The organism is Allobosea sp. P4_H5, assembly GCF_056400825.1.
This window is the reverse complement of sequence record NZ_JBFUKM010000013.1, coordinates 25,012-45,971: the sequence shown is the minus strand read 5'-3', so window position 1 is coordinate 45,971 and position 20,960 is coordinate 25,012. Positions and strand designations below refer to the sequence as shown.

General features: G+C 66.8%; 16 protein-coding genes. 6 read left to right on the top strand and 10 right to left on the bottom strand.

Features of this window, described 5'->3' with window-relative positions:
• Positions 1-40: 40 nt before the first annotated feature.
• The 3 genes from AC1DS0_RS24150 to AC1DS0_RS24140 form a co-directional block, all read right to left on the bottom strand.
• Positions 41-349 (bottom strand): hypothetical protein, encoded by a 309-nt coding sequence (locus tag AC1DS0_RS24150; protein ID WP_476816772.1) that lies wholly within the window; start codon positions 347-349, stop codon positions 41-43.
• Positions 350-444: 95 nt separating this feature from the next.
• Positions 445-2,250, bottom strand: coding sequence for a translation elongation factor 4 (lepA, locus tag AC1DS0_RS24145; RefSeq protein ID WP_476816771.1), 1,806 nt, complete (start codon positions 2,248-2,250; stop codon positions 445-447).
• Between the two features lie 67 nt (positions 2,251-2,317).
• Positions 2,318-3,085 (bottom strand): YiiX/YebB-like N1pC/P60 family cysteine hydrolase, encoded by a 768-nt coding sequence (locus AC1DS0_RS24140; RefSeq protein WP_476816770.1) that lies wholly within the window; start codon positions 3,083-3,085, stop codon positions 2,318-2,320.
• 242 nt (positions 3,086-3,327) lie between these two features.
• Here AC1DS0_RS24140 and AC1DS0_RS24135 point away from each other — a divergent pair, with 242 nt between their 5' ends.
• Entirely contained in the window at positions 3,328-3,861 is a 534-nt protein-coding gene (locus AC1DS0_RS24135; protein WP_476816769.1) for an N-acetyltransferase family protein, read from the top strand.
• A 204-nt stretch (positions 3,862-4,065) separates the two neighbouring features.
• Here AC1DS0_RS24135 and AC1DS0_RS24130 read toward each other — a convergent pair whose 3' ends face one another.
• Entirely contained in the window at positions 4,066-4,509 is a 444-nt protein-coding gene (locus tag AC1DS0_RS24130; protein ID WP_476816768.1) for a MarR family winged helix-turn-helix transcriptional regulator, read from the bottom strand.
• Positions 4,510-4,593: 84 nt separating this feature from the next.
• Here AC1DS0_RS24130 and AC1DS0_RS24125 point away from each other — a divergent pair, with 84 nt between their 5' ends.
• Positions 4,594-5,097: an anthrone oxygenase family protein gene (locus AC1DS0_RS24125; RefSeq protein WP_476816767.1), complete on the top strand. Its 504-nt coding sequence runs from the start codon at positions 4,594-4,596 to the stop codon at positions 5,095-5,097.
• On the opposite strand, the gene AC1DS0_RS24120 is transcribed toward AC1DS0_RS24125, so the two are convergent.
• The 3 genes from AC1DS0_RS24120 to fdxA form a co-directional block, all read right to left on the bottom strand.
• Entirely contained in the window at positions 5,076-5,318 is a 243-nt protein-coding gene (locus AC1DS0_RS24120; RefSeq protein ID WP_476816766.1) for a DUF3297 family protein, read from the bottom strand. The two genes, AC1DS0_RS24125 and AC1DS0_RS24120, sit on opposite strands and share 22 nt — an antisense overlap.
• Before the next feature lie 140 nt (positions 5,319-5,458).
• On the bottom strand, positions 5,459-6,232 hold the full coding sequence (locus tag AC1DS0_RS24115; RefSeq protein WP_476816765.1) for a ferredoxin--NADP reductase: 774 nt from the start codon (positions 6,230-6,232) through the stop codon (positions 5,459-5,461).
• A gap of 60 nt (positions 6,233-6,292) precedes the next feature.
• Positions 6,293-6,622 carry a ferredoxin FdxA gene (gene fdxA / locus AC1DS0_RS24110; RefSeq protein WP_091835349.1) on the bottom strand — a complete coding sequence of 110 codons (330 nt, stop codon included), beginning with the start codon at positions 6,620-6,622 and terminating at the stop codon, positions 6,293-6,295.
• Between the two features lie 151 nt (positions 6,623-6,773).
• Between fdxA and AC1DS0_RS24105 the strand changes: the two genes are divergently transcribed.
• The 3 genes from AC1DS0_RS24105 (at position 6,774) to AC1DS0_RS24095 (ending at position 12,565) form a co-directional block, all read left to right on the top strand.
• Positions 6,774-7,970, top strand: coding sequence for an amidohydrolase family protein (locus AC1DS0_RS24105; RefSeq protein WP_476816764.1), 1,197 nt, complete (start codon positions 6,774-6,776; stop codon positions 7,968-7,970).
• A 340-nt stretch (positions 7,971-8,310) separates the two neighbouring features.
• Positions 8,311-8,799, top strand: coding sequence for a (2Fe-2S)-binding protein (locus tag AC1DS0_RS24100; RefSeq protein ID WP_476816763.1), 489 nt, complete (start codon positions 8,311-8,313; stop codon positions 8,797-8,799).
• 232 nt (positions 8,800-9,031) lie between these two features.
• Positions 9,032-12,565 (top strand): molybdopterin cofactor-binding domain-containing protein, encoded by a 3,534-nt coding sequence (locus AC1DS0_RS24095; RefSeq protein WP_476816762.1) that lies wholly within the window; start codon positions 9,032-9,034, stop codon positions 12,563-12,565.
• A gap of 78 nt (positions 12,566-12,643) precedes the next feature.
• On the opposite strand, the gene AC1DS0_RS24090 is transcribed toward AC1DS0_RS24095, so the two are convergent.
• From AC1DS0_RS24090 to AC1DS0_RS24080, 3 genes are all read right to left on the bottom strand, one after another.
• Complete coding sequence (locus AC1DS0_RS24090) at positions 12,644-13,006, bottom strand: SPW repeat protein (protein ID WP_476816761.1); 363 nt, start codon at positions 13,004-13,006, stop codon at positions 12,644-12,646.
• Between the two features lie 201 nt (positions 13,007-13,207).
• Positions 13,208-14,578 (bottom strand): esterase-like activity of phytase family protein, encoded by a 1,371-nt coding sequence (locus AC1DS0_RS24085; RefSeq protein ID WP_476816760.1) that lies wholly within the window; start codon positions 14,576-14,578, stop codon positions 13,208-13,210.
• Positions 14,579-14,671: 93 nt separating this feature from the next.
• Positions 14,672-18,118 carry a class I SAM-dependent DNA methyltransferase gene (locus AC1DS0_RS24080; RefSeq protein ID WP_476816759.1) on the bottom strand — a complete coding sequence of 1,149 codons (3,447 nt, stop codon included), beginning with the start codon at positions 18,116-18,118 and terminating at the stop codon, positions 14,672-14,674.
• A 140-nt stretch (positions 18,119-18,258) separates the two neighbouring features.
• On the opposite strand from AC1DS0_RS24080, the gene uvrB reads away from it, so the two are divergent.
• Positions 18,259-20,946, top strand: a complete 2,688-nt coding sequence (gene uvrB, locus AC1DS0_RS24075) for an excinuclease ABC subunit UvrB (RefSeq protein ID WP_476816758.1) — start codon at positions 18,259-18,261, stop codon at positions 20,944-20,946.
• Positions 20,947-20,960 lie beyond the last annotated feature (14 nt).

The window sequence follows — 20,960 nt, the reverse complement described above, 5'->3', positions numbered from 1 at the left end:
CCTGCGCAGCCCGGCTGCGCAGGATGGTCACGCTGGAACGCTACCAGTAGCGGCGGCGATAATAATAGCGCGGCCGGTAATAGCGGCGCCGGTAGTAGTAACGCGGCCGGTAGTAGTAGCGGCGGCGGCGCCAGTAACGCCTGCGCCAGCGCCGCCGACGGCGATAATAATACCGGGCGTAGTCGGCGTCGGCCTTGTCGAGCGCTTCCGCATCGACCTGCGGCGCCGGCTCGGGTACAGGCGGCTCAACGGCAGGCTTCGGCTGCGGGGCCGCGAGCGCCGCCGTGCCGAGGCTGCTGGCCGCCGCAAGGCCGCCGATCAGGCTCACGAGGAATGAGCGTCTGTCCATGATGCTGTCCTCCCTTCGGGTGAAGGCTTGAGGGTCAACATCGTGCCGGGGGAAATGGTTCCCGACCTCTCGACGCTTCGGCCGAGTCTTGCGGCTCAGTCGTCCATCTTCAGCGCCGCGATGAAGGCTTCCTGCGGGATCTCGACGCGGCCAAACTGCCGCATCTTCTTCTTGCCTTCCTTCTGCTTGTCCAGGAGCTTGCGCTTGCGCGAGGCGTCGCCGCCATAGCACTTGGCGGTCACGTCCTTGCGCAGCGCCCGGATGGTCTCGCGGGCGATGATCTTGCCGCCGATCGCCGCCTGGACAGGAATCTGGAACATGTGCGGCGGGATCAGCTCCTTGAGCTTCTCGCACATCGCGCGGCCGCGGGCGTCGGCGCGCGAGCGGTGGACCAGCATGGAGAGCGCGTCGACCGGCTCGGCATTGACCAGGATCGACATGCGCACGAGGTCGCCCTCGCGATAGTCGGTGATGTTGTAGTCGAAGGAGGCATAGCCCTTCGAGATCGACTTCAGCCGGTCGTAGAAGTCGAACACCACCTCGTTCAGCGGCAGGTCGTAGACGACCTTGGCGCGCGAGCCGACATAGTTGAGGTCGATCTGCAGGCCGCGCCGGTCCTGGCAGAGCTTCAGCACCGAGCCGAGATACTCGTCCGGCGTGAAGATCGTCGCCCGGATCCAAGGCTCCTCGATGAACTCGATCTTCATCACGTCCGGCATGTCGGCCGGATTGTGCAGTTCGAGCGTCGTGCCGTCGCGCAGCTTGAGATGGTAGACGACCGAGGGCGCCGTCGAGATCAGGTTGAGGTTGAACTCGCGCTCGAGCCGCTCCTGGATGATCTCCAGGTGCAGCAGCCCGAGGAAGCCGCAGCGGAAGCCGAAGCCGAGCGCCGCGCTCGTCTCCATCTCATAGGAGAAGCTCGCGTCGTTCAGCCGCAGCCGCGACATGGCGCTGCGCAGCACCTCGAAATCGGCGGCGTCGACCGGGAAGATGCCGCAGAACACCACCGGCTGCACCGGCTTGAAGCCCGGCAGCGGCTCGGCGATCGGCTTCTTGTCGTCGGTGATGGTGTCACCGACGGCGGTGTCGGCGACTTCCTTGATCGAGGCGGTGAAGAAGCCGACCTCGCCGGGGCCGAGTTCCTTCACTTCGAGCATCTTCGGCTTGAACACGCCGACGCGGTCGACGCCGTAGCTGGCGTTGGCGCGCATCATCCGGATGGTCATGCCCTTCTTCAGCACGCCGTCGATGATGCGCACGAGCACGACGACGCCGAGATAGGCGTCGTACCAGCTGTCGACCAGCAGGGCCTTGAGCGGGGCTTCGAGATCGCCCTTGGGCGCCGGCAGTTTCTTGACGATCGCTTCGAGCACGCCCTCGATGTTGAGGCCGGTCTTGGCCGAGATCGGCACCGCCTCGGAGGCGTCGAGCCCGATCACGTCCTCGATCTGCTGCTTGATCCGCTCCGGCTCGGCGGCCGGCAGGTCGATCTTGTTGAGGACCGTGACGATCTCGTGGTTGGCGTCGAGCGCCTGGTAGACATTGGCCAGCGTCTGCGCCTCCACCCCCTGCGAGGCGTCGACGACGAGGAGCGAGCCTTCGCAAGCCGCCAGCGAGCGCGAGACCTCATAGGCGAAGTCGACGTGCCCGGGCGTGTCCATCAGGTTGAGAATATAGGTCTTGCCATCCTCGGCCAGGTAATCCAGCCGGACGGTCTGCGCCTTGATGGTGATGCCGCGTTCCTTCTCGATATCCATCGAGTCGAGGATCTGCTCGCTCATGTCGCGCGCCGCCACCGTGCCGGTCTGCTGGATCAGCCGGTCGGCGAGGGTCGACTTGCCGTGGTCGATATGCGCCACGATCGAGAAATTGCGGATGTTGTCGAAACTGCGGGTGCTCATGCGCGCGCCATAGCAGTGCGCGCGGGTTGCGCCAAGGGTGGCGCCACCGGTTTGCTGCGCCGCTGCGCTATTCTGCCGCGAGTTGGCGCTCCTGCGCCCAGTTCAGCGCCCGATAGTCGAACCCGGCTTCCAGCGTCGGCTTGACCACGGCGAAATAGGGCGAGATGTCGAAATCGCGCGGCATGTAGAGCGAATGATGCCGGATGTGCAGGACTTCACGAAGCTCTTCCGCGCCCATCGCCTGCGCATATTCGACGGTCGGCAGCACCGGATAGCGCGCCGCCTCGAAGGCCTGGGCGATCAGCGTCGAGCAGATCGCCCGCGTCGGATCGCCGGAGCCGAGCGCGATCATGCGCCGGCGCCAGCTCGCCGGTGCCCACGGGATCGGGGCCAGCCAGCGCGCCAGGTCGAGGATGTTCTTGAGGTCGTATTGCGTGCCGAGCCGGGCGAGGACGTAATCGACGGCGCTCTGACGGCCTTCGCGGTCGAGCGCCTGAGGCCGGCAGATGCGGGTGCCGAAGGCGCCGTATTTCGACAGCGGCGAGAGCACGCAGCCGACATCCATCTCGACCTCGGCCAGCACCAGCGGCTCGCCTTCGGGGCTGACCTTGCCGGTATCGCCGACATAGAGCGCGGCATGCGACCAGGTCGATTGCGTCAGGTACTTGATCGCGGCCGAGACCTTCATGTGCCCTTCGACCAGCAGCACATCGCCCGGCCGCAGCGCCGCCTTGAGCCGGGCCAGCGCCTTCGCGTCGACCGCACCTGCCTGCGGTTTGCCGCGCGTGATGAAGCGGACCACCGATCGGCCGATGAAGTCCAGTCCCCTGTTCATCGACGCCTCCCCTTGCGCCGGCGCCGTTTCCGGCGTCTTCCGGCTCTTAGTAGAACGCGAGCCCGTGACTTTTTCGGAAATCACCTGGCTGATTTGGGCAGGGGTGACCGGAATTCGCCGAACGTCGTAAAATCCGGGTTGACGGCGAGCTGCGGCGATCTTGCTCTGGCGTGATCCATTATGTTGGAATTAATCTTGCATAATGGATTGTGCCGCCGATTTTCGGTGCGAGGAGATGGATCATGACGGCGCCCGACACTATGACCATCGAGCGGCTCGACGGGGATGGGACACGGGCCGCGGTGCCGGCCTTGGCGGAGATTCTGCGCGATTCCGTGGCGAACGGTGCCTCGGTCGGCTTCATGGACTGGAACACATCCGCTGATTTCGAGAATTTCTGGCGCGGCATCGCAGTGGAGGTTGGCGCCGGGCGCATTCTGCTCTTCGTCGCGCGTGACGACAGCGGCATCGTCGGCACGGCGCAGCTCCACCCGGTCGGAAAGCCGAACCAGCCGCATCGCGCCGAGATCGCCAAGGTGCTGGTGCATTCTCGGGCCCGCCGCCGCGGCATCGGCGAGGCGCTGATGCTGGCGGCGGAGGCCGCCGCGCGGGCGCTCGGGCGCGATCTCCTGGTGCTTGATACCGACGAGGCCGGAGCCGCACGCCGGCTCTACAACCGCCTGGGCTGGACCGAGCTCGGCACCATCCCGCGCTATGCGTTGATGCCCGATGGGCGCGATTGCGGTTCGACCTTCTTTTACAAGCAGTTGGGCTAGGAGAGTTCCCTCTCGAACGGAACCACACCGTCCTTCCGGGGCAGGCCGTAGGCCTGAGCCCGGAATCCAGAACCGCGGCAGCAGGGGAGGAGGCGTATCGGCCGTCGCACCATCGTCGCAACCGGTATCGGTTCTGGGTTCCGGGCTCTTCGCTGCGCGAAGCCCCGGAATGACGGCGCGGTTCCGTGCAAAGTCAGCGCTGCGCTAGCCGAGTTCCGCGCCGCGCGAGAGCGCGCCGACGATCCGGCGCATGCCGGTCAGCAGCGCCTCGCGTTCCGCTTCGGAAAAGCCGGCCAAAGCGCGCGCATTGACGCCCTTGGCGGCGGCGAGCGCCGGCTCCTGCAACGCCCGGGCTCGTGCAGTGAGCTGAATACGGCGGGCGCGGGCATCGGCCTGGTCAGGCCGGCGCTCGACCAGGCCGTCGCGCTCCATCCGGGCCAGCGTCGCCGCCATGGTCGCCTGCTCGACATCGAGCCGGCCGACCAGATCCTTCTGCGTCAGCCCTTCCTCGCGCCAGAGCTCGAGCAGCACCATGAACTGCGCCGGGGCGAGGCCGAGCGGACGCACCGCCTCGGCGAGCTCGCGCGCGAACAGGCGGGCGACATGGTTGGCGAGATAGCCGGCGGAGTTGGTCTTGAAGCTGGTCATGCAGGGCTCGATCCGGAAAGCTTGCAGTTGAACAGCATGCTATGCAATGATATATAGCATGCTGTTCATTTCAAGGAGATGGCCATGCCTGACTCCAGTCTCGATGCGACCGCGCCGAAAAGCGGTGCTTCCGCCACGGGCCTCGTCGCGCTGATCCTGGCGACGCTGTTTGCTGGAGCGGCGATCTACATCCTCGTCGCCGAGCAGCCGGCGCGGCTCGCGCTCACGGATACCCCGCTGCTGCTGCACTGGCAGGAAAGCTACCCCCGCGCGGCACGGATGCAGGCCGGGCTCGCGGTGCTGGCGAGCCTTGTCGGTGTGCTCGCCTTCTGGCGGGCGCGAAGCCCGCTCTGGCTGGTCGGCGGGGCGCTGATGCTCGCCAACCTGCCGTTCACGCTGATCGTGATCGCGCCGGTGAACAACGCGCTCTTGGCGCTCGGCACCGAGCAGGCGGGAGCGGCGAGCCGGGCATTGATCGAGCGCTGGGGATCGCTCCACGCCGTGCGCGCCGGACTATCGGTGCTGGCGATCGCCGCTTTCGCGCTGGCGATCGCCCGCGGCAAGCCTCATTCGGCGCTGCGGAAATAGGGCTCGACCGCGCCCTTGAGCTTCACCGTCATCGGGTTGCCGTGGCGGTCCTTGGCATTGCCGGCGGTGAGGCGGACCCAGCCCTCGCTGATGCAATATTCCTCGACATTGGTCTTCTCGACGCCCTTGAAGCGGACGCCGATGTCCTTCGCCAGCAGCTCTTCGTTGTAGAAGGGGCTGTTGGGGTTGGAGGACAGCCGGTCGGGGAGGGTGTCGGTCATGGCGCTACTCGTCTGCGAAGTGATTTGCCGGACAGGTAGCAGGCCATGGCGCGTTCGGCAAAAGCGCAGGGCGGACCGTGAATGCAGAGCGGCCGGCCTGAAGGTACAGGCCGGCCGCTCTGAATGATCTACGCCGGATCTCAGCGTTCGGCGAAGGCCTTCTCGATGACATAGTCGCCGGCCTCGCCGTGATTGCCTTCCTGGAGGCCGCGCTCCTCGAAGATCTGCTTGAGGTCGACCAGCATCTGCGGGCTGCCGCAGAGCATGAAGCGGTCGCCGGCTGGATCGAACGGGCCCAGGCCGGTATCGCTGAAGATCTGGCCGGAGGTGATGAGGTCGGTGATGCGGCCGCGGTTCCGGAACGGCTCGCGCGTCACGGTCGGGTAGTAGATCAGCTGCTCGCGGATCATCTCGCCCAAAAACTCGTCGTTCGGCAGTTCCTTCTGGATGCGCTCGCCATAGGCGAGTTCCGAGACCTGGCGGCAGCCATGCATGAGCACGACCTTCTCATAGCGCTCATAGGTCTCGGGATCGCGGATCAGCGACAGGAAGGGGGCAAGGCCCGTGCCGGTGCCGAGCAGGAACAGGCGCTTGCCGTCCTTGAGGTTGTCGAGCACCAGCGTGCCCGTCGCCTTCTTGCCGATGATGATGGGGTCGCCGACCTGCAGGTTCTGCAGGCGGGAGGTCAGCGGGCCGTCCGGCACCTTGATCGAGAAGAATTCGAGGTTCTCGTCGTAATTCGTGCTGGCGACGCTGTAGGCGCGCAGCAGCGGCTTCTCGCCGACCTTGAGCCCGATCATCGTGAACTGGCCGTTCTTGAAGCGGAAGGTCGTGTCGCGGGTCGTCGTGAAGCTGAAGAGCGTATCGGTCCAGTGGTGGACGGAGAGGACGCGCTCCTCGTAGAAATTGCTCATCTCGTCGATCCTCAGATAGTCTAGCGATTTAGCAGATTATCGGATACAGGCCACCCAATATCACATTGCTGGGCGTTCGGAAAGCAGGTCGATCTTGTCCGGTATTCCCTTCCAGTCGTCGGCATCGGCCGGCGGCTCGCTCTTCTGCGTGATGTTCGGCCAGAGCGGCGCCAGCCGGGCATTCAAGGCCAGCCATTGCTCGGCTCCGTCGGCGCTGTCGGCGACGATCGCCTCGGCCGGGCATTCCGGCTCGCAGACGCCGCAGTCGATGCACTCGTCCGGATGGATGACGAGCATGTTCTCGCCCTCATAGAAGCAGTCGACCGGGCAGACCTCGACGCAATCCATGTACTTGCAACGGATGCAGGCGCTGGTGACGGCGTAAGGCATGCGCGATCCTTGCTGCTTGACAGCCGGGTCCGGACGGGGCAAGAATTCATTCGTATACAAACAATATGTCGTGTCCTGCGGTGCTTGTCAATCGGGCTTGTGGCGATGAGGATGACGGCGGATTCCGGACAACGACGACAGGGCGGATACGATGGCTGAACAGCAGGCGACCACGGTCAGCAGCACCCACAAGCTGGTGGTGAAGAATATCGGCCTGATGCTCTCCGGCGACATCGAGCGTCCGATCCTCGAAGCCGACACGCTCATTGCCATCGGCGGCAGGATCGCCGCGGTCGGCCGATTCAAGGATCTCGATACAGAAGGGGCCGATACCGTCATCGACGCCAACGGCACGGTGCTCTCGCCCGGGCTGATCGACAGCCATGTCCACCCGGTCGCCGGCGACTGGACGCCACGCCAGAACCAGCTCGGCTGGATCGACTCGACCATGCATGGCGGCGTCACCACGATGATCTCGGCCGGCGAGGTTCACACCCCCGGTCGGCCCAAGGACATTGTCGGCCTGAAGGCGATGGCGATCTACGCGCAGCGCGCCTTCACCGCCTTCCGCCCCGGCGGGGTCAAGGTCCATGCCGGCGCGCCGGTGATCGAGCCCGGCATGGTCGAGCAGGACTTCAAGGACCTGGCCGATGCCGGCGTGAAGCTGCTCGGCGAGGTCGGTCTCGGCGGCGTCAAGGACGGCGCGCGGGCGAGGGAAATGGTGGCCTGGGCCCGCAAATACGGGATCCAGTCGACCATCCACACCGGCGGCCCCTCGATCCCCGGCTCCGGGCTGATCGGCGCCGACGTTGTCCTCGAGGCCGATACCGACGTGGTCGGCCACATCAATGGCGGCCACACTGCTCTGCCGGACAAGGAGATCCGCTGCATCTGCGAGGGCTGCAAGCGCGGCCTCGAACTGGTCCATAACGGCAATGAGCGCGCCGCGCTCTATACGCTGCGGGTCGCTCGCGAGATGGGCGATCTCAAGCGTGTCATCCTCGGCACCGACGGACCGGCGGGCTCCGGCGTCCAGCCGCTCGGCATTGTCCGCATGGTCTCGATGCTGTCCTCGCTCGGCGATGTCCCGGCCGAGGTCGCGTTCTGCTTCGCCACCGGCAACACCGCCCGGATGCGCAGCCTCGATTGCGGGCTGATCGAGGTCGGCCGCTCCGCCGATTTCGTCTTCATGGACAAGGCCCAGCACTCGGCCGGCAGGAACTTCCTCGACTCGATCCAGCTCGGCGACCTGCCCGGCATCGGCATGATCGTGATCGACGGCATCGTCCGCAGCGGCATCAGCCGCAACACCCCGCCGGCAGAGAAGATCCCGTCGGTGGGGCACTAGGCGCCTGAGAGACGAGACATCCGCGGGATCCCCTCTCCTGGAAGGAGAGGGGTAGGGGTGAGGTGTTCGGACTGAAAACGTTGGCCTGAACCCGACTGCGGGGTTGGCGATTGCGAAACTGGTCTGACCACCTACACCTCACCCTGCCCTCTCCTTACAGGAGAGGGTTCCCCGCGCCTTTCTCGCTCAGGTCGCGTTGCGGCGGCACGGTGTGCCTCCGCCGCTGAAATCCCACTTGCAGCCCCCTTCGATTTATCATTATTCTCATTCGTATACGAACGATCTCGGTGGCCGTGACGATCAGGACGATCAGGCGCGCCTCGCCCCGCCTGGGCGAGCCATGAGGACGACGAAGCGCTTCACGCTTCGCGTCAACGGCGCGAGCCATGAGGTCGAGGGCGAAGCCCAAACGCCACTGCTGTTCTTCCTGCGCAACGACCTCTGCCTCAACAGTCCGAAATTCGGCTGCGGCCTTGGCGAATGCGGCGCCTGCACGGTGCTGATCGACGGCCAGGCGGCGCGCGCCTGTGCTCTGCCGGTCAGGCTGGCGGAGGGCCGTGAGATTGTCACGCTCGAAGGGCTCGGCAGCGTCGAGGCGCCGCATCCGCTGCAGCAGGCCTTCATCGACGCGCAGGCGGCGCAATGCGGCTACTGCATCTCGGGCATGGTGATGACGGCGAAGGCTTTCCTCGATGCCCAGCCCGACCCGAGCGAGGCAGAAGTTCGCGAGGCGCTGCGCCACAATCTCTGTCGCTGCGGCACCCATGTCGAGATCGTCAGGGCTGTGCTGCTCGCCGCCGAGCGCGGCCGGCAGGACGTGGCGCTATGATAATCCGAGTCTCCATGCTTTCGATCGAGCGCCACCGCGCTCCCTCCCCCCTTGTGGGGGAGGGTTGGGGAGGGGGGTATGCCACCCTCGACGGTTCTCCCGTCGGCGATCGCGTTTTGCCAACCCCGCAAGCTCACGGCTGGCTACCCCCCTCTCCAGCTCTCCCCCACAAGGGGGGAGAGGGTAGCGCGTGGTTCCGGCCCGCTTCCTGCCCCCCTTGGCAGGCGGCGTCATGAGCGAAGCGCCAGCTCCCATCTCCCGCAAGGCGCTGTTGAAGCGCGCCGGCGTGATCGGCGTTGTGGTGCTGCGCAAGGGCGCAGCCGCGGACGCCGCGCCGGAGGACGGGCTTGACCTGCATGTCTGCCTGACAGCGGAAGGCCGCGTCCTCGCTTTCAACGGCCATGTCGATCTCGGCACCGGCATCCGCACCGCTCTCGCCCAGATGGTGGCGGAGGAGCTCGATTTCCCCTTCGAAGCGGTCGAGATGGTGCTCGGCGACACCACCGAGACGCCCGATCAGGGCCCGACCATCGCCAGCGAAACCATCCAGGTCACCTCGGCGGCGATAAGGATCGCGGCGACGCAGATTCGGGCCAGATTGATCACGCTCGCGGCCGCCGCACTCAGCTGCAACGAGAACGAGATCGCGCTCAGCCACGGCGTGATCTCGCGCAAGGGTGAAACGGGCCAAGCCATCGCCCTCGACACGCTGCTTGCCAATGAGCGCATCCTGCTGCCATTGGCGCAGAGTGCAGACTTCAAGCAGGTCGACCGACACAGGCTCGTCGGCCGCTCGGTCGCCCGGGTCGACATCCCCGCCAAGGTCACCGGCAGTTTCGCATATGTCCACGACGTTCGCGTGGCCGGCATGCTGCATGGCCGGGTGGTGCGCCCGCCCTATGCCGGTATGGACGCAGGCGATTTCGTCGGCAGGAGCCTGATCGCTGTCGATCGCGATTCGATCGCCGATGTGCCCGGCATCCGCGCCGTGGTGGTCGAGGGCGATTTCATCGGCATCGTCGCCGAGCGCGAGGAATGGGCGGCAGAAGCTGCACTGAAGCTCAAGGCGCAATGGCGCGAGTTCACCTTGCCCGACCTCTCCGATCTCGGGCAGGCGCTGCGCACCCATCCCTCGACGCCGCGGCTCCTCGCCGAAGAGGGCGATGTCGACACGGCGCTGGGGAGCCTCGAGACGCGGCTCGACCGCACCTACGTCTGGCCCTACCACATGCACGGCTCGATCGGCCCGTCCTGCGCCGTCGCCGATGTGCGCGAGGACGGGATCACCGTCTGGACCGGCAGCCAGAATCCCTATCCCCTGCAGAACGACCTCGCCCTGCTCACCGGCCTGCCCAAGGAGCGGATCGACGTCATCCGCTTCGAGGCCGCCGGCTGCTATGGCCGCAACTGCGCCGATGATGTCGTCGCCGACGCGGTGCTGTTGTCGCGCGCAGTCGGTGCGCCCGTCCGCGTCCAGCTCACCCGCGAGCAGGAGCATCTCTGGGAGCCCAAGGGCGCGGCCCAGCTGATCGACATCAAGGGCGGACTCGGCCCCGGCGGCTCGCTGAAGGCCTATGACTTCCACACCTGGTACCCGTCGAACGCCGCCCCGACCCTGGCGCTGCTGCTGACCGGGCGCATCCCCAACCAGCCGGCGACGCTGCAGATGGGCGATCGCACCGCGCTGCCCTCGTATAATTACGAGACCATGCGCCTGACGGCCTATGACATGCCGCCGATCGTGCGGGCGTCCTGGCTGCGCGGCGTCTCGGCGATGCCGAACGTCTTCGCCCATGAGAGCTATATCGACGAGCTCGCGCATGAGGCCGGCGTCGATCCCGTCGCGTTCCGCCTGCGCCATATCAATGACGAGCGCGCCGCCGAACTGACGCGGGCGACCGCCGAGCGGGCGAACTGGCAGCCGCATGTCGGCCCGCGCATGCAGGCCGATGGCGAGGTGCTGCGCGGGCGCGGCTTCGCCCAGGCGCGCTATGTCCATGGCAGCTGGCCGGGCGTCGGCGCCGCCTGGGCCGCCTGGGTCGCCGATGTCGCGGTCAATCGGACGACCGGCGAGGTCACCGTCAATCGCGTCACCGTCGGCCAGGACACCGGCATGATGGTCAACCCCGCCGGGGTGACGCACCAGATCCATGGCAACGTCCTGCAATCGACCAGCCGGGTGCTGCGCGAGGAGGTGACGTTCTCGCAGACCACCGCCGTCGCCAGCCGCGACTGGGGCTCCTATCCGGTGCTGACCTTCCCGGAATTGCCGGCGATCGACGTCATGCTGATGGATCGCCAGCATTTGCCGCCGATGGGTGCGGGCGAATCCGCCTCGGTCCCGAGCGCGGCGGCAATCGTCAACGCGGTCTATGATGCGACCGGTGTGCGCTTCCGCGAATTGCCGCTGACGCCGGAGCGCGTGCTCGCCGGGCTCAACGGCACGACGCTGCTGAAAGCCCCGCCGCGCGAGCCGGCGAAACGCCTGCCCTGGTGGAGCAAGCTCGGCGTGGCCGTGGCCGGCGCCGCGACCTTCGCCGCGGTCTCGCTCGCCTTCGCGCCCGCGATCGCCCCGATCGCCCGGCCGGACCCGTCGACCTGGTCGGCGGCGACGATCGAGCGCGGCCGCCAGCTTGCGGCGCTCGGCGCCTGCGCGGTCTGCCACACCGGCAAGGACGGCGTGCCCTATGCTGGCGGCTTCGCACTGCCGACACCGTTCGGCACGGTAATGACCACCAACATCACGCCCGATCTGGAGACCGGCATCGGCAACTGGTCCTATGCCGCCTTCGAGCGGGCGATGCGCGCCGGCCTGCATCGCGACGGTCGCCAGCTCTACCCGGCCTTCCCGTATCCGAGCTTTGCCAAGGCGAGCGAGGCCGACCTGCAGGCGCTCTATGCCTTCCTGATGTCGCAGCCGGCGGTGCGGCAAGAGAACGAACCAAGCAAGCTCACCTTCCCGTTCAACCTGCGCCCGCTGCTGGCAGGCTGGAACCTGCTGTTCAACCGGGGCGGCGAGCTGAAGTCCGATCCCGCCCGCTCCGCCGAATGGAATCGCGGGCGCTATCTCGTCGACGGGCTCGGCCATTGCGGCGCCTGTCACACGCCGCGCAACGCGCTCGGCGCCGAGAAGCGCGGCAGCGCCTATCTCGCTGGCGGCGAAGCCGAGGGTTGGATTGCACCGGCGCTGACGAAACTTTCGGCCGGACCGATTCCCTGGAGCGAGGCGCAGCTCTACACCTATCTGAAAACCGGCACCTCGCAGCATCATGGCGCGGCTGCCGGCCCGATGGCGCCTGTCATCGCCGAGCTGAAAGAGCTGCCGGACGCCGATATCCGGGCGATGGCGACCTATCTTGCGTCCCTGAATGAATCGCTACCCGCAGCTGAAGCCGAAGCGCTGGCGGCGCGGGTCGGGCAACAGACAGCGCGGGCTGCCAACCCAGCAACCTCGCCGGTCGCACGCCTCTATGAGGGCGCCTGCGCTGCCTGCCACGAGACCGGCCGCGCCGCGCCGCTGCTCAATGCCGGGCCGGCGCTTGGCCTCTCATCGAAGCTGCATGCGGGAACGCCGACCAACCTCGTCAACATGCTGCTCGAAGGCGGCCAGCACGGCATCGGCTCGATGCCCTCCTTCGCCACCGCGCTTGACGATCGCCAGCTTGCCGAGTTGGCGGCCTATCTGCGCAGGCGCTTTGCACCGGAGCAACTGGCCTGGAGCGGCATCGAGGATGCGATCGCGCGGGCGCGCAAGGTGGGACACTGAGCGTGCAGGTTCTGGCTACTTCCGCTGTCCCAGACAGCGGAAACCGGGCCCGCTGGTCGAGCGAGCCCGGCCGATCGTTCAGGCCGTGGCATGCGGCTCGTGCCGATAGTCCCAGACCGCCCAGGCCGAGACGAGCGCCGTCAGCAGGCCGAGGATCAGATGCGTCCGGAACGCGCCGGTATTGCCGGTGAAGCCGAGCATCCAGGGCGCGGCGATCAGCCAGAGGCCGAGCGCCAGGTTCACCCATTCCTCCCATTCGGCGAAGGCGGTGAGCGCCGCGATCGCGATCAGGGCGAGCACGGCCCCGACCAGCCAGGCATTGCGGGTCGGCATGGTGTCGGCCAGGAAACCCATCATCCAGGGCGAGATGAACAGGAGTGCGCCGAGGATCAGGTTGAGCCAGTCCTGCGGTCGTTTTCCACTCATATTCGCGGTCAACATGATCACCTCCATCGGTGAAGATCATCCAACCACGGCGCCTCACGCACGAGGCGCTTGGTCGCGATCATTATACGCCTAAGATAGAAGCAGCTCAAGGACTGGGCGATAAACGGACATGGCCGGCGAGAGCCGGCCATGAGACGCCTGACGACTTGGTGCAGGTAGTATTCGACTTCGCCGTGACTTGGCGAGCCACGCGGCTCATTTGGCCGTGAGCAGTTCCTTGACCTGCAGCAGCACCAGTTCGTTGTCATCGGCCTTTTTCGGGTCGCGCGACGACGAGAACGGCAGATTGTTGTCGTTGCCGACGACGATGATGCCATTGGCGAGATCGACCACGTCGACGTTCTCGATGGTGAAGAACGGGAAGGGCAGCACGCCGTCGATCGCGCCCTGCTTCGCCTTCTTGTCGGGATCGGCGATCTTCATCAGGTCGATATAGCCGACCTTGCGCACGGGCTTGCCGACATTGGCGTCGGTCATCTCGATCTTGACGATGCGCTTGAACTTGGCGAGGTCGTGGAAGCAGTCCGGGCCCTTCTGGCCGGCGGCGCAGGCCTTGTCGGCGGTGCCCTCGCCGTTATCGCGCTCGATGATCAGCGCGGTGGTGGCGTCGATCATGTTGAAGTCGCCGATGGCGAGACCCTTCTGCTCGAGCGGGAAGAACCAGGAGCGGCCGGTCCACTTCTCGTTCTGGACGTCGAATTCGAGGATGCGCAGCACTTCCTTGCCGTCGACCTCTTCATTGCCCTTGGTCTCGGCGTTCCAGAGTGGGCCTTCCAGCAGCGGATAGAGGAAGCGGCCGTCCGGCGACTGGGCCATGCCCTCATAGCCCTTGGAGCGGCGGACATTGAACTCGACCGGCAGGTTCGGCGCAGCCGGAGTGGTCACGGCGTAATGGTCGGGCGAGCGGGCCGGCTTGCCGTCGACCGTGGTCTCGAACACCGCCTCGACCTTGCCATTGGCGTCGACGCGGATCAGGTAGGGGCCGAACTCGTCGCCGATCCAGTACTTGCCACCGATCGGCTGGATCGACTCAGGGTCGAAATCGGCGCCGGTCAGGTAGCGCTTCTCGGTGCCCTCGTTGGCGATGCGGAACGGCACCTTCTTGTCGGGATCGTGCAGGAAGGTGGTCGCGGTGCGCTCGATCTTGCCGCCCTCGAAATCGGCCTTGAGCTTGTGGAAGAACAGCATCGCGTCCGGCGAGTTCGCCTTGGCGCCGAAGCCGTTGTCGGTCAGCACCAGGAACTCGCCGTTGCCGAGCGAGCGGATGCCGGAAAAGCCCTGGACGGGCTGGCCGGCGAAGGGGGTGGAGAGCCCGGTCGGGCGCCCGCCCGAGGTGCCCATCACCGAGCCGACCTGCTCGACGCGCTTGCCCGGCGTGGTGAACTTGCCGGAGACCTTGAGATCGGCCGGCGCATCGGCCGGGGCCGGGATGATGGTGTTGGCCGGCAGCAGGGCATGGCCGACCAGCTTGGCCGGGAACTCTTTCGGCGCTCCTTGCGGCGCATCCTGCGCGCCGGCGAGCATTGTGGACGACAGAAGCAGGGCGGCGGCGAGGCGCAGACGCATGGGACACTCCGGTTTCAGGAAAAGCGGGACGGCCCCGCTTCGCGTCCGGAGTTTGCAGTCGCGCGACAGCGCCGTGACGCTTGCGTGACCTCCTCAGCCCGTGGCGGCGAATCTGCGTCCGAAACGCGTTCGTCCTTCATCGGCCGAGACCTCGCCGACCCGCGCCAACGATATCAGGATCGCCCCTATGGCCGCGCGGACCTTGAGTCCTTGCCGGAAGCGCTGCGCGATGGCCTCCGCGTCGAGCGGCGCGCTCGCCGTGGCCAGCACCGCCAGAACGGCAGCCACCCGCTCGACCGGCTGGGTCGGGAAGACGGGTTTGACGCTGCCCGCAGCCGGCAGCGACAGCAACTCGGCCGCCTCGATCTGCTCGCCGACCGCGGCCTCCCGCCCGAAGCGTGGGCGCTGATAGTCAGGCCGCAGCCAGCGCGTCGTTCCGCGCTCTTCCTCGCGCGCCCGCTCACGATTGAGCGCGACCAGTGTCGCCAGGATCGTCTCGTCGTCCGCAGTGGCCGGCAGCCCGTAGGCGGCCGCGACCGCCGCGTCGATCGCCTCGTGATGCTCGCTCAGGATCAGCACCAGCCCGCGGTCGCGGATATCGGCCTCGGCGCCGGACAGCGGCCTGCCGGCGAGGATCGCCTCGCGGACATTGTAGAGCCGGGTCAGCGTTAGTTCCGGATGCCGGGCCAGCACGTCCTTGCGCAGGGCATCGAGCGCTTCGGCCGCCTCGCGGATCGCCTGCTTCTGCGCTTCCGCGATCTCGGGGAAGGGGAAGGGGTCGAAACAGCGCGATTTGGAATAGCGCGGATCGTTGCCGACGCCGAGCCAGCCGCCGGCCTGCAAGGCCCAGACACAGTGGATACGCGAAGACAGCACGCCGAGATGGAAGGCGTCCGACAATGCGACGGCAACCAGCATGTTGTCGGGCAGGATGCTCGAGTCGAGGAACTGGAAGACGCGGTGCTTGGCCGTCTCGACCGTCGCGATGTAGCGCTGGAGACCTGCGAGGGCCGGGCGCAGTTCCTTGCGTGGTTCGCCGAACAGCCACCATAGCTCGCGATAGCTCGCCCGGTTGTTGGCATCGCGCCCGACGACACGCCCGCTCGCGTCCTTCTCTTCCTTCACGCGCAGCTTGACGTGCTGGTAGATCTCCGGAAAGCGCTCGCGCACCTCGGCGGCGGAGAGTCCGAACAGATCGATCGCCAGGACGTTGCGTGAGCGCGCGGTAAGGTCGCGGCCATTGCGGTAGTGACGGATATGGTCGGCGAGCCCCGGCCGCTTGCCGAGCCCGAGCGCTTCGGCCTCGGCGGAGGTGACGAGGAAGCCGGCGCCATGCAGCTTCACGCCCGGTGAGCACAGGCCCTCGTTCGCGAGCAGGCCCGTGGTCCGGGTGATGTCGACGCCGATGCTGAGATCGGAATTGATCACCCCCTGCCGCTCGCGCACCTCCACCCGCGGCTGGTCGGTGTCGAGACCTGATTCCGCGACCACCTCGAGCAGCCGCCCGTGCTGCGAGCCCGCTTCCGCGACCGTCATCGCGATCCGCACCGCTGCCGCATCCTTGTCGGCCTTGGTCCAGGGGTGGTCGGCGATGGCGAGCAGCAGCGAGATCGGCTTCTTCGCGCTGAGGTGCCGCTCGACCACGCGGCGCTGGAACAGCTGCGTGATCGAGTTGGTGGTGACGAAGCCAAAGCGCCGGAGCTTCGTTCCCGGCAGGGCGAGCAGTTCAGCTGCCCGATCCCACCAGTACATGACGAGGTCGGCGCTCTCGTTCATCTGCGGATAGGCGGCGCGCAACGCCCCGACATAGCTCTCGCCCAGTCGCCCGCGCAGGTCCTTGCCACCGATGAAGGGTGGATTGCCGACGATGAACTCGACCTCCGGCCAGTCCGGCCGACGCGGATTGCGCGGCGCGACCTCGCGCCCGCCTTCGACGAGCGGCACCGGCCAGTCGTCCCAGACGAGCAGGGCATCGCCCGGGACGATTTGGATCAGCTCTTCCAGGATCGGCTCTGTCGGCGCGAAGGCACGGGTGCGCAGATGCCATTGCAGATAGCCGATCCACAGCATCAGGTCGGCGATCGCGACGGCGCGGCGATTGGCGTCGATGCCGAAGAATTGCCAGGGGCCGACGCCGCGCGCCCCGAAACCGCCGAGCTGTTCGGTCGCCCCGAGCTCGGCGGCGACTTCCAGGACTTCGCCTTCCAGCCGCTTCATCAGGTCCTGGGCAACATGCAGGAAGTTGCCGGTTCCGCAGGCCGGGTCGAGGACGCGTGTCTTGCTGAGCTGGCTATGGAAATCTTCGACGAGCGCGAGCGCGCTCTTCAGGCTGCCGCCGTCACGGGCCTGCTGCGCCGCGGTCAGCACGTTGCGCCAGTCGTCGCGCAGCGGAGCGATCACCGTCTCGACGACCAGGCGTTCGACATAGGCGCGCGGCGTATAATGCGCGCCCAGCCTGGCCCGCTCGGCCGGTTCCAGCGCCTGTTCGAGCAAGGTGCCGAAGATGGCGGGATCGACCAGGCTCCAGTCATGCTCGGCGGCCGCGAGCAGTTCGGCTATGCCGTCCCGGCCCAGCGCGAACACCTGCGGCTCCGCGAACATGCGGCCGTTGAAGCGCTTCAGCTCGGCGCGGACGGCAGAGGAGTAGCGGCCGAGATCCATGGCGCGCCAGAGGTCCTCGACCAGCGGCTTGAAGCTCTTCGGCGCTTCCAGGCACTCGCGCAGCAGCCGCTTGAAGCTGTCGGCCGGAATCAGGCGGACATCCTCGGCGAACATGGTGAAGACGCAGCGCATCAGGAACAGCGCGACGTCCTCCGGATCGTGCCGGCGCTCCAGCGCCTTGGAGACCAAAGCGAGGCGCTGGGCGATCTGGCGTGTCGCCAGGGCCGCCTGGCGGGCCGGGTCGAGCGAGAACGGATCGCTCCAGATGCGCGTGATCCAGGTCCGAATGGCGGGATCGCGCAGGTCTTCGAGATAGACGCGGAAACGGTGTCTGTCCGGGAACTGGGCGTAGTTCTTCCCCTGCCCGGAGAAATCCGCATAGAACTCGAAGCAGTGGCCGACATCGCAGAGGATGATGAAGGGCGGCCAGCCATGCGAGGCGGGCAGGGCGCGGCAATACTGTTCCGCCTGGCGCTTGGCGTTCAGCATCATCACGTCGAGGCCGCGATCGGCGCCACGCCGCCCGCGCGGCGCGCCGCTCGGCTCCTCGCCGATGCCGCCGACCGGCAGGATTTCCTTGGGCTGGCCCCTCAGCCGGCTCTGCTTGGCCTCCATGACGAAGCAGATCTTGCGGTAGAGGTCGATCCGGCCGGTGGTCTCCGTCCCGTCCGGCCCGGACAGCTTCACCGGATACTCGAAGCGATAGGCCACCGCCTCGGCATCGCTCGTCGGAGGCTGCGGGCGCTCCGTCCGCAGCAGCTCGCAGAACTCGCTGATGAAGGATGGAAACGAGGCCCGTTCGGCCCCTTCAGACGCACGCCAGCGCGCGATGAAGGCTTCCACCTTCACCGCATCCGGCGCGACCTTGCCCCCCGACATGGTCTCGGCTCCGAATTGCAATTCAATCTATATACAACTTAAGGTTGATTTAATTCCTCCTGTCAACTCCTGTCACCAACGCGTGCCGTCTACGCTTTCACCCTCTCGCATCCGGCGCAAATCGCGCCCATATTCCGGCCATGCCCAAGAGCACCGACACCACGCCCGACGCGACCTCCGCCAAGCCCAAAGTCGCGAGCAAATCCGCCGCGAAGAAATCCGCCGCGACCCGCACGCCGAACTCGAAGGCGAGCAAGCCCGAGCTCAAGCCGCTGGAAGGCTATCTCGCCGATCTGCTCAATCCGGCGATCAACCGCGGCAAGGCGGTGCCCGGCGGCGCGTCAGGCTTCAGCGACATGCCGCAGGCGGGCTATGAGGCGCGGCCGGGCGATGCCGGCGAGGCAAAGCCGCGCAAGCTCTCGAAGAAGGCCGACTCGGCCTTCGATCCCGACAGCGACAGCGCGGCCTCGCTGACGGCGAAGTCGCTGCAGGCGCTGCTCGAGACCGGCAGCCCCTTCATCGAGCCTGGCAAGCCCTGGACGCCGCATCGGCCCGATCGTCCCGAGAAGTCGGAAGGCGGCGTCCGCTTCCAGATGAAGTCGGATTTCGAGCCGGCCGGCGACCAGCCGACCGCGATCGCCGATCTCGTCGACGGCGTCCGGCGGCAGGAGCGCGACCAGGTACTGCTCGGCGTCACCGGCTCGGGCAAGACCTTCACCATGGCCAAGGTGATCGAGGAGACGCAGCGCCCGGCGCTGATCCTCGCCCCGAACAAGACGCTGGCCGCCCAGCTCTACGGGGAATTCAAGAGCTTCTTCCCCGATAACGCGGTCGAGTACTTCGTCTCCTATTACGACTATTACCAGCCGGAGGCCTACGTCCCGCGCTCGGACACCTATATCGAGAAGGAATCCTCGATCAACGAGCAGATCGACCGCATGCGCCATTCGGCGACGCGCTCGCTGCTGGAGCGCGACGACGTCATCATCGTCGCCTCGGTCTCCTGCATCTACGGTATCGGCTCGGTCGAGACCTATACGGCGATGACCTTCTCGCTGAAGCTCGGCGAGCGCATCGAGCAGCGCCAGCTGATCGCCGACCTCGTCGCGCTGCAATACAAGCGCACCCAGCACGACTTCGCCCGCGGCTCGTTCCGGGTCCGCGGCGACACGGTCGAGCTCTTCCCGGCCCACTATGAGGATCGCGCCTGGCGCATCGGCCTGTTCGGCGACGAGGTCGAGAGCATTTCCGAATTCGATCCGCTCACCGGCCAGAAGACCGGCGAGCTCGAATTCATCAAGGTCTACGGCAATTCGCACTACACCACGCCGCGCCCGACGCTGAACCAGGCGGTCAAGTCGATCAAGGAGGAGCTCAAGGGTCGGCTCGACGAGCTCAACCGCATGGGCCGCTATCTCGAGGCGCAGCGGCTCGACCAGCGCTGCACCTTCGACATCGAGATGATCGAGGCGACCGGCTCCTGCAACGGCATCGAGAATTATTCGCGCTATCTCACCGGCCGCAAGCCGGGCGAGCCGCCGCCGACCTTGTTCGAATACCTGCCCGACAACGCTCTCGTCTTCACCGATGAGAGCCATGTCACCGTGCCGCAGATCGGCGCGATGTACAAAGGTGACTTCCGTCGCAAGGCGACGCTGGCGGAATACGGCTTCCGCCTGCCCTCCTGCATGGACAACCGGCCGCTGCGCTTCGAGGAATGGGACGCGATGCGCCCGTCCTCGGTCCATGTCTCGGCGACGCCCGGCGGCTGGGAGATGGACCAGACCGGCGGCGTCTTCACCGAGCAGGTCATCCGCCCGACCGGGCTGATCGACCCGCCGGTCGAGATCCGTCCGGCCAAGCACCAGGTCGCCGACCTCTTGGACGAGGTCAAGGAGGTCGCGGCCAAGGGCTACCGCACCCTCGTCACCGTGCTGACCAAGCGCATGGCCGAGGACCTGACCGAGTACCTGCACGAGAACGGCGTGCGCGTGCGCTACATGCACTCCGACATCGACACGATCGAGCGCATCGAGATCCTGCGCGACCTGCGCCTCGGCGCCTTCGACGTGCTGGTCGGCATCAACCTGCTGCGCGAGGGCCTCGACATTCCCGAATGCGGCTTCGTCGCCATTCTCGACGCCGACAAGGAAGGCTTCCTGCGCTCCGAGACCTCATTGATCCAGACCATCGGCCGCGCCGCCCGCAATGTCGACGGCAAGGTCGTGCTCTATGCCGACCACATCACCGGCTCGATGGAGCGGGCGATGGCCGAGACCAATCGCCGGCGCGAGAAGCAGGAGGCCTATAACGCCCAGCACGGTATCACGCCGCAGACGATCAAGCGCGCCATCGGCGACATCCTCGGCTCGGTCTACGAGCGCGACCATGTCACCGTCGACAAGGGCCTGGTCGAGGGCCCGGTCGCCGGCCACAACCTCAAGGCCGCGATCGCCGATCTCGAGAAGCGCATGCGCGAGGCCGCCGCCGACCTCGAATTCGAGACTGCCGCCCGCCTGCGCGACGAGATCAAGCGCCTGCAGGCAACCGAGCTCGCCATCGCCGACGACCCGCTCGCCCGCCAAAGCGATGTCGAGTCCTCGGCCGGCAAGTATCGCGGCGAGCGCAGCTACGGCGCCTCGGCCAACCTGCCGACCCGAGCCCGCAAGCCGACCGACGCCGATATGGGCCCGCACAACTGGGGCGGCGGCGAGGGGAGGCCGAAGGCGAGCGTGGCGCGGCCGAGGAAGCCGACGCTGGACGAGATGGGGCCGGTGCCGGAAGCGCGGCCGAAGGGAGCGGGGGAGAGACGGGGACGGCGGAGGTGATGGTATGGAGTAAA

Excerpts from the sequence above, each read along its gene's own strand:
- AC1DS0_RS24080 (WP_476816759.1), bottom strand. The coding sequence starts at position 18,118 with ATGTCGGGGGGCAAGGTCGCGCCGGATGCGGTGAAGGTGGAAGCCTTC.
- uvrB (WP_476816758.1), top strand. The coding sequence starts at position 18,259 with ATGCCCAAGAGCACCGACACCACGCCCGACGCGACCTCCGCCAAGCCC.
- AC1DS0_RS24095 (WP_476816762.1), top strand. The coding sequence starts at position 9,032 with ATGAGCGAAGCGCCAGCTCCCATCTCCCGCAAGGCGCTGTTGAAGCGC.
- lepA (WP_476816771.1), bottom strand. The coding sequence starts at position 2,250 with ATGAGCACCCGCAGTTTCGACAACATCCGCAATTTCTCGATCGTGGCG.
- AC1DS0_RS24105 (WP_476816764.1), top strand. The coding sequence starts at position 6,774 with ATGGCTGAACAGCAGGCGACCACGGTCAGCAGCACCCACAAGCTGGTG.
- AC1DS0_RS24085 (WP_476816760.1), bottom strand. The coding sequence starts at position 14,578 with ATGCGTCTGCGCCTCGCCGCCGCCCTGCTTCTGTCGTCCACAATGCTC.
- AC1DS0_RS24150 (WP_476816772.1), bottom strand. The coding sequence starts at position 349 with ATGGACAGACGCTCATTCCTCGTGAGCCTGATCGGCGGCCTTGCGGCG.
- fdxA (WP_091835349.1), bottom strand. The coding sequence starts at position 6,622 with ATGCCTTACGCCGTCACCAGCGCCTGCATCCGTTGCAAGTACATGGAT.
- AC1DS0_RS24135 (WP_476816769.1), top strand. The coding sequence starts at position 3,328 with ATGACGGCGCCCGACACTATGACCATCGAGCGGCTCGACGGGGATGGG.
- AC1DS0_RS24090 (WP_476816761.1), bottom strand. The coding sequence starts at position 13,006 with ATGTTGACCGCGAATATGAGTGGAAAACGACCGCAGGACTGGCTCAAC.
- AC1DS0_RS24100 (WP_476816763.1), top strand. The coding sequence starts at position 8,311 with ATGAGGACGACGAAGCGCTTCACGCTTCGCGTCAACGGCGCGAGCCAT.
- AC1DS0_RS24140 (WP_476816770.1), bottom strand. The coding sequence starts at position 3,085 with ATGAACAGGGGACTGGACTTCATCGGCCGATCGGTGGTCCGCTTCATC.
- AC1DS0_RS24125 (WP_476816767.1), top strand. The coding sequence starts at position 4,594 with ATGCCTGACTCCAGTCTCGATGCGACCGCGCCGAAAAGCGGTGCTTCC.
- AC1DS0_RS24115 (WP_476816765.1), bottom strand. The coding sequence starts at position 6,232 with ATGAGCAATTTCTACGAGGAGCGCGTCCTCTCCGTCCACCACTGGACC.
- AC1DS0_RS24130 (WP_476816768.1), bottom strand. The coding sequence starts at position 4,509 with ATGACCAGCTTCAAGACCAACTCCGCCGGCTATCTCGCCAACCATGTC.
- AC1DS0_RS24120 (WP_476816766.1), bottom strand. The coding sequence starts at position 5,318 with ATGACCGACACCCTCCCCGACCGGCTGTCCTCCAACCCCAACAGCCCC.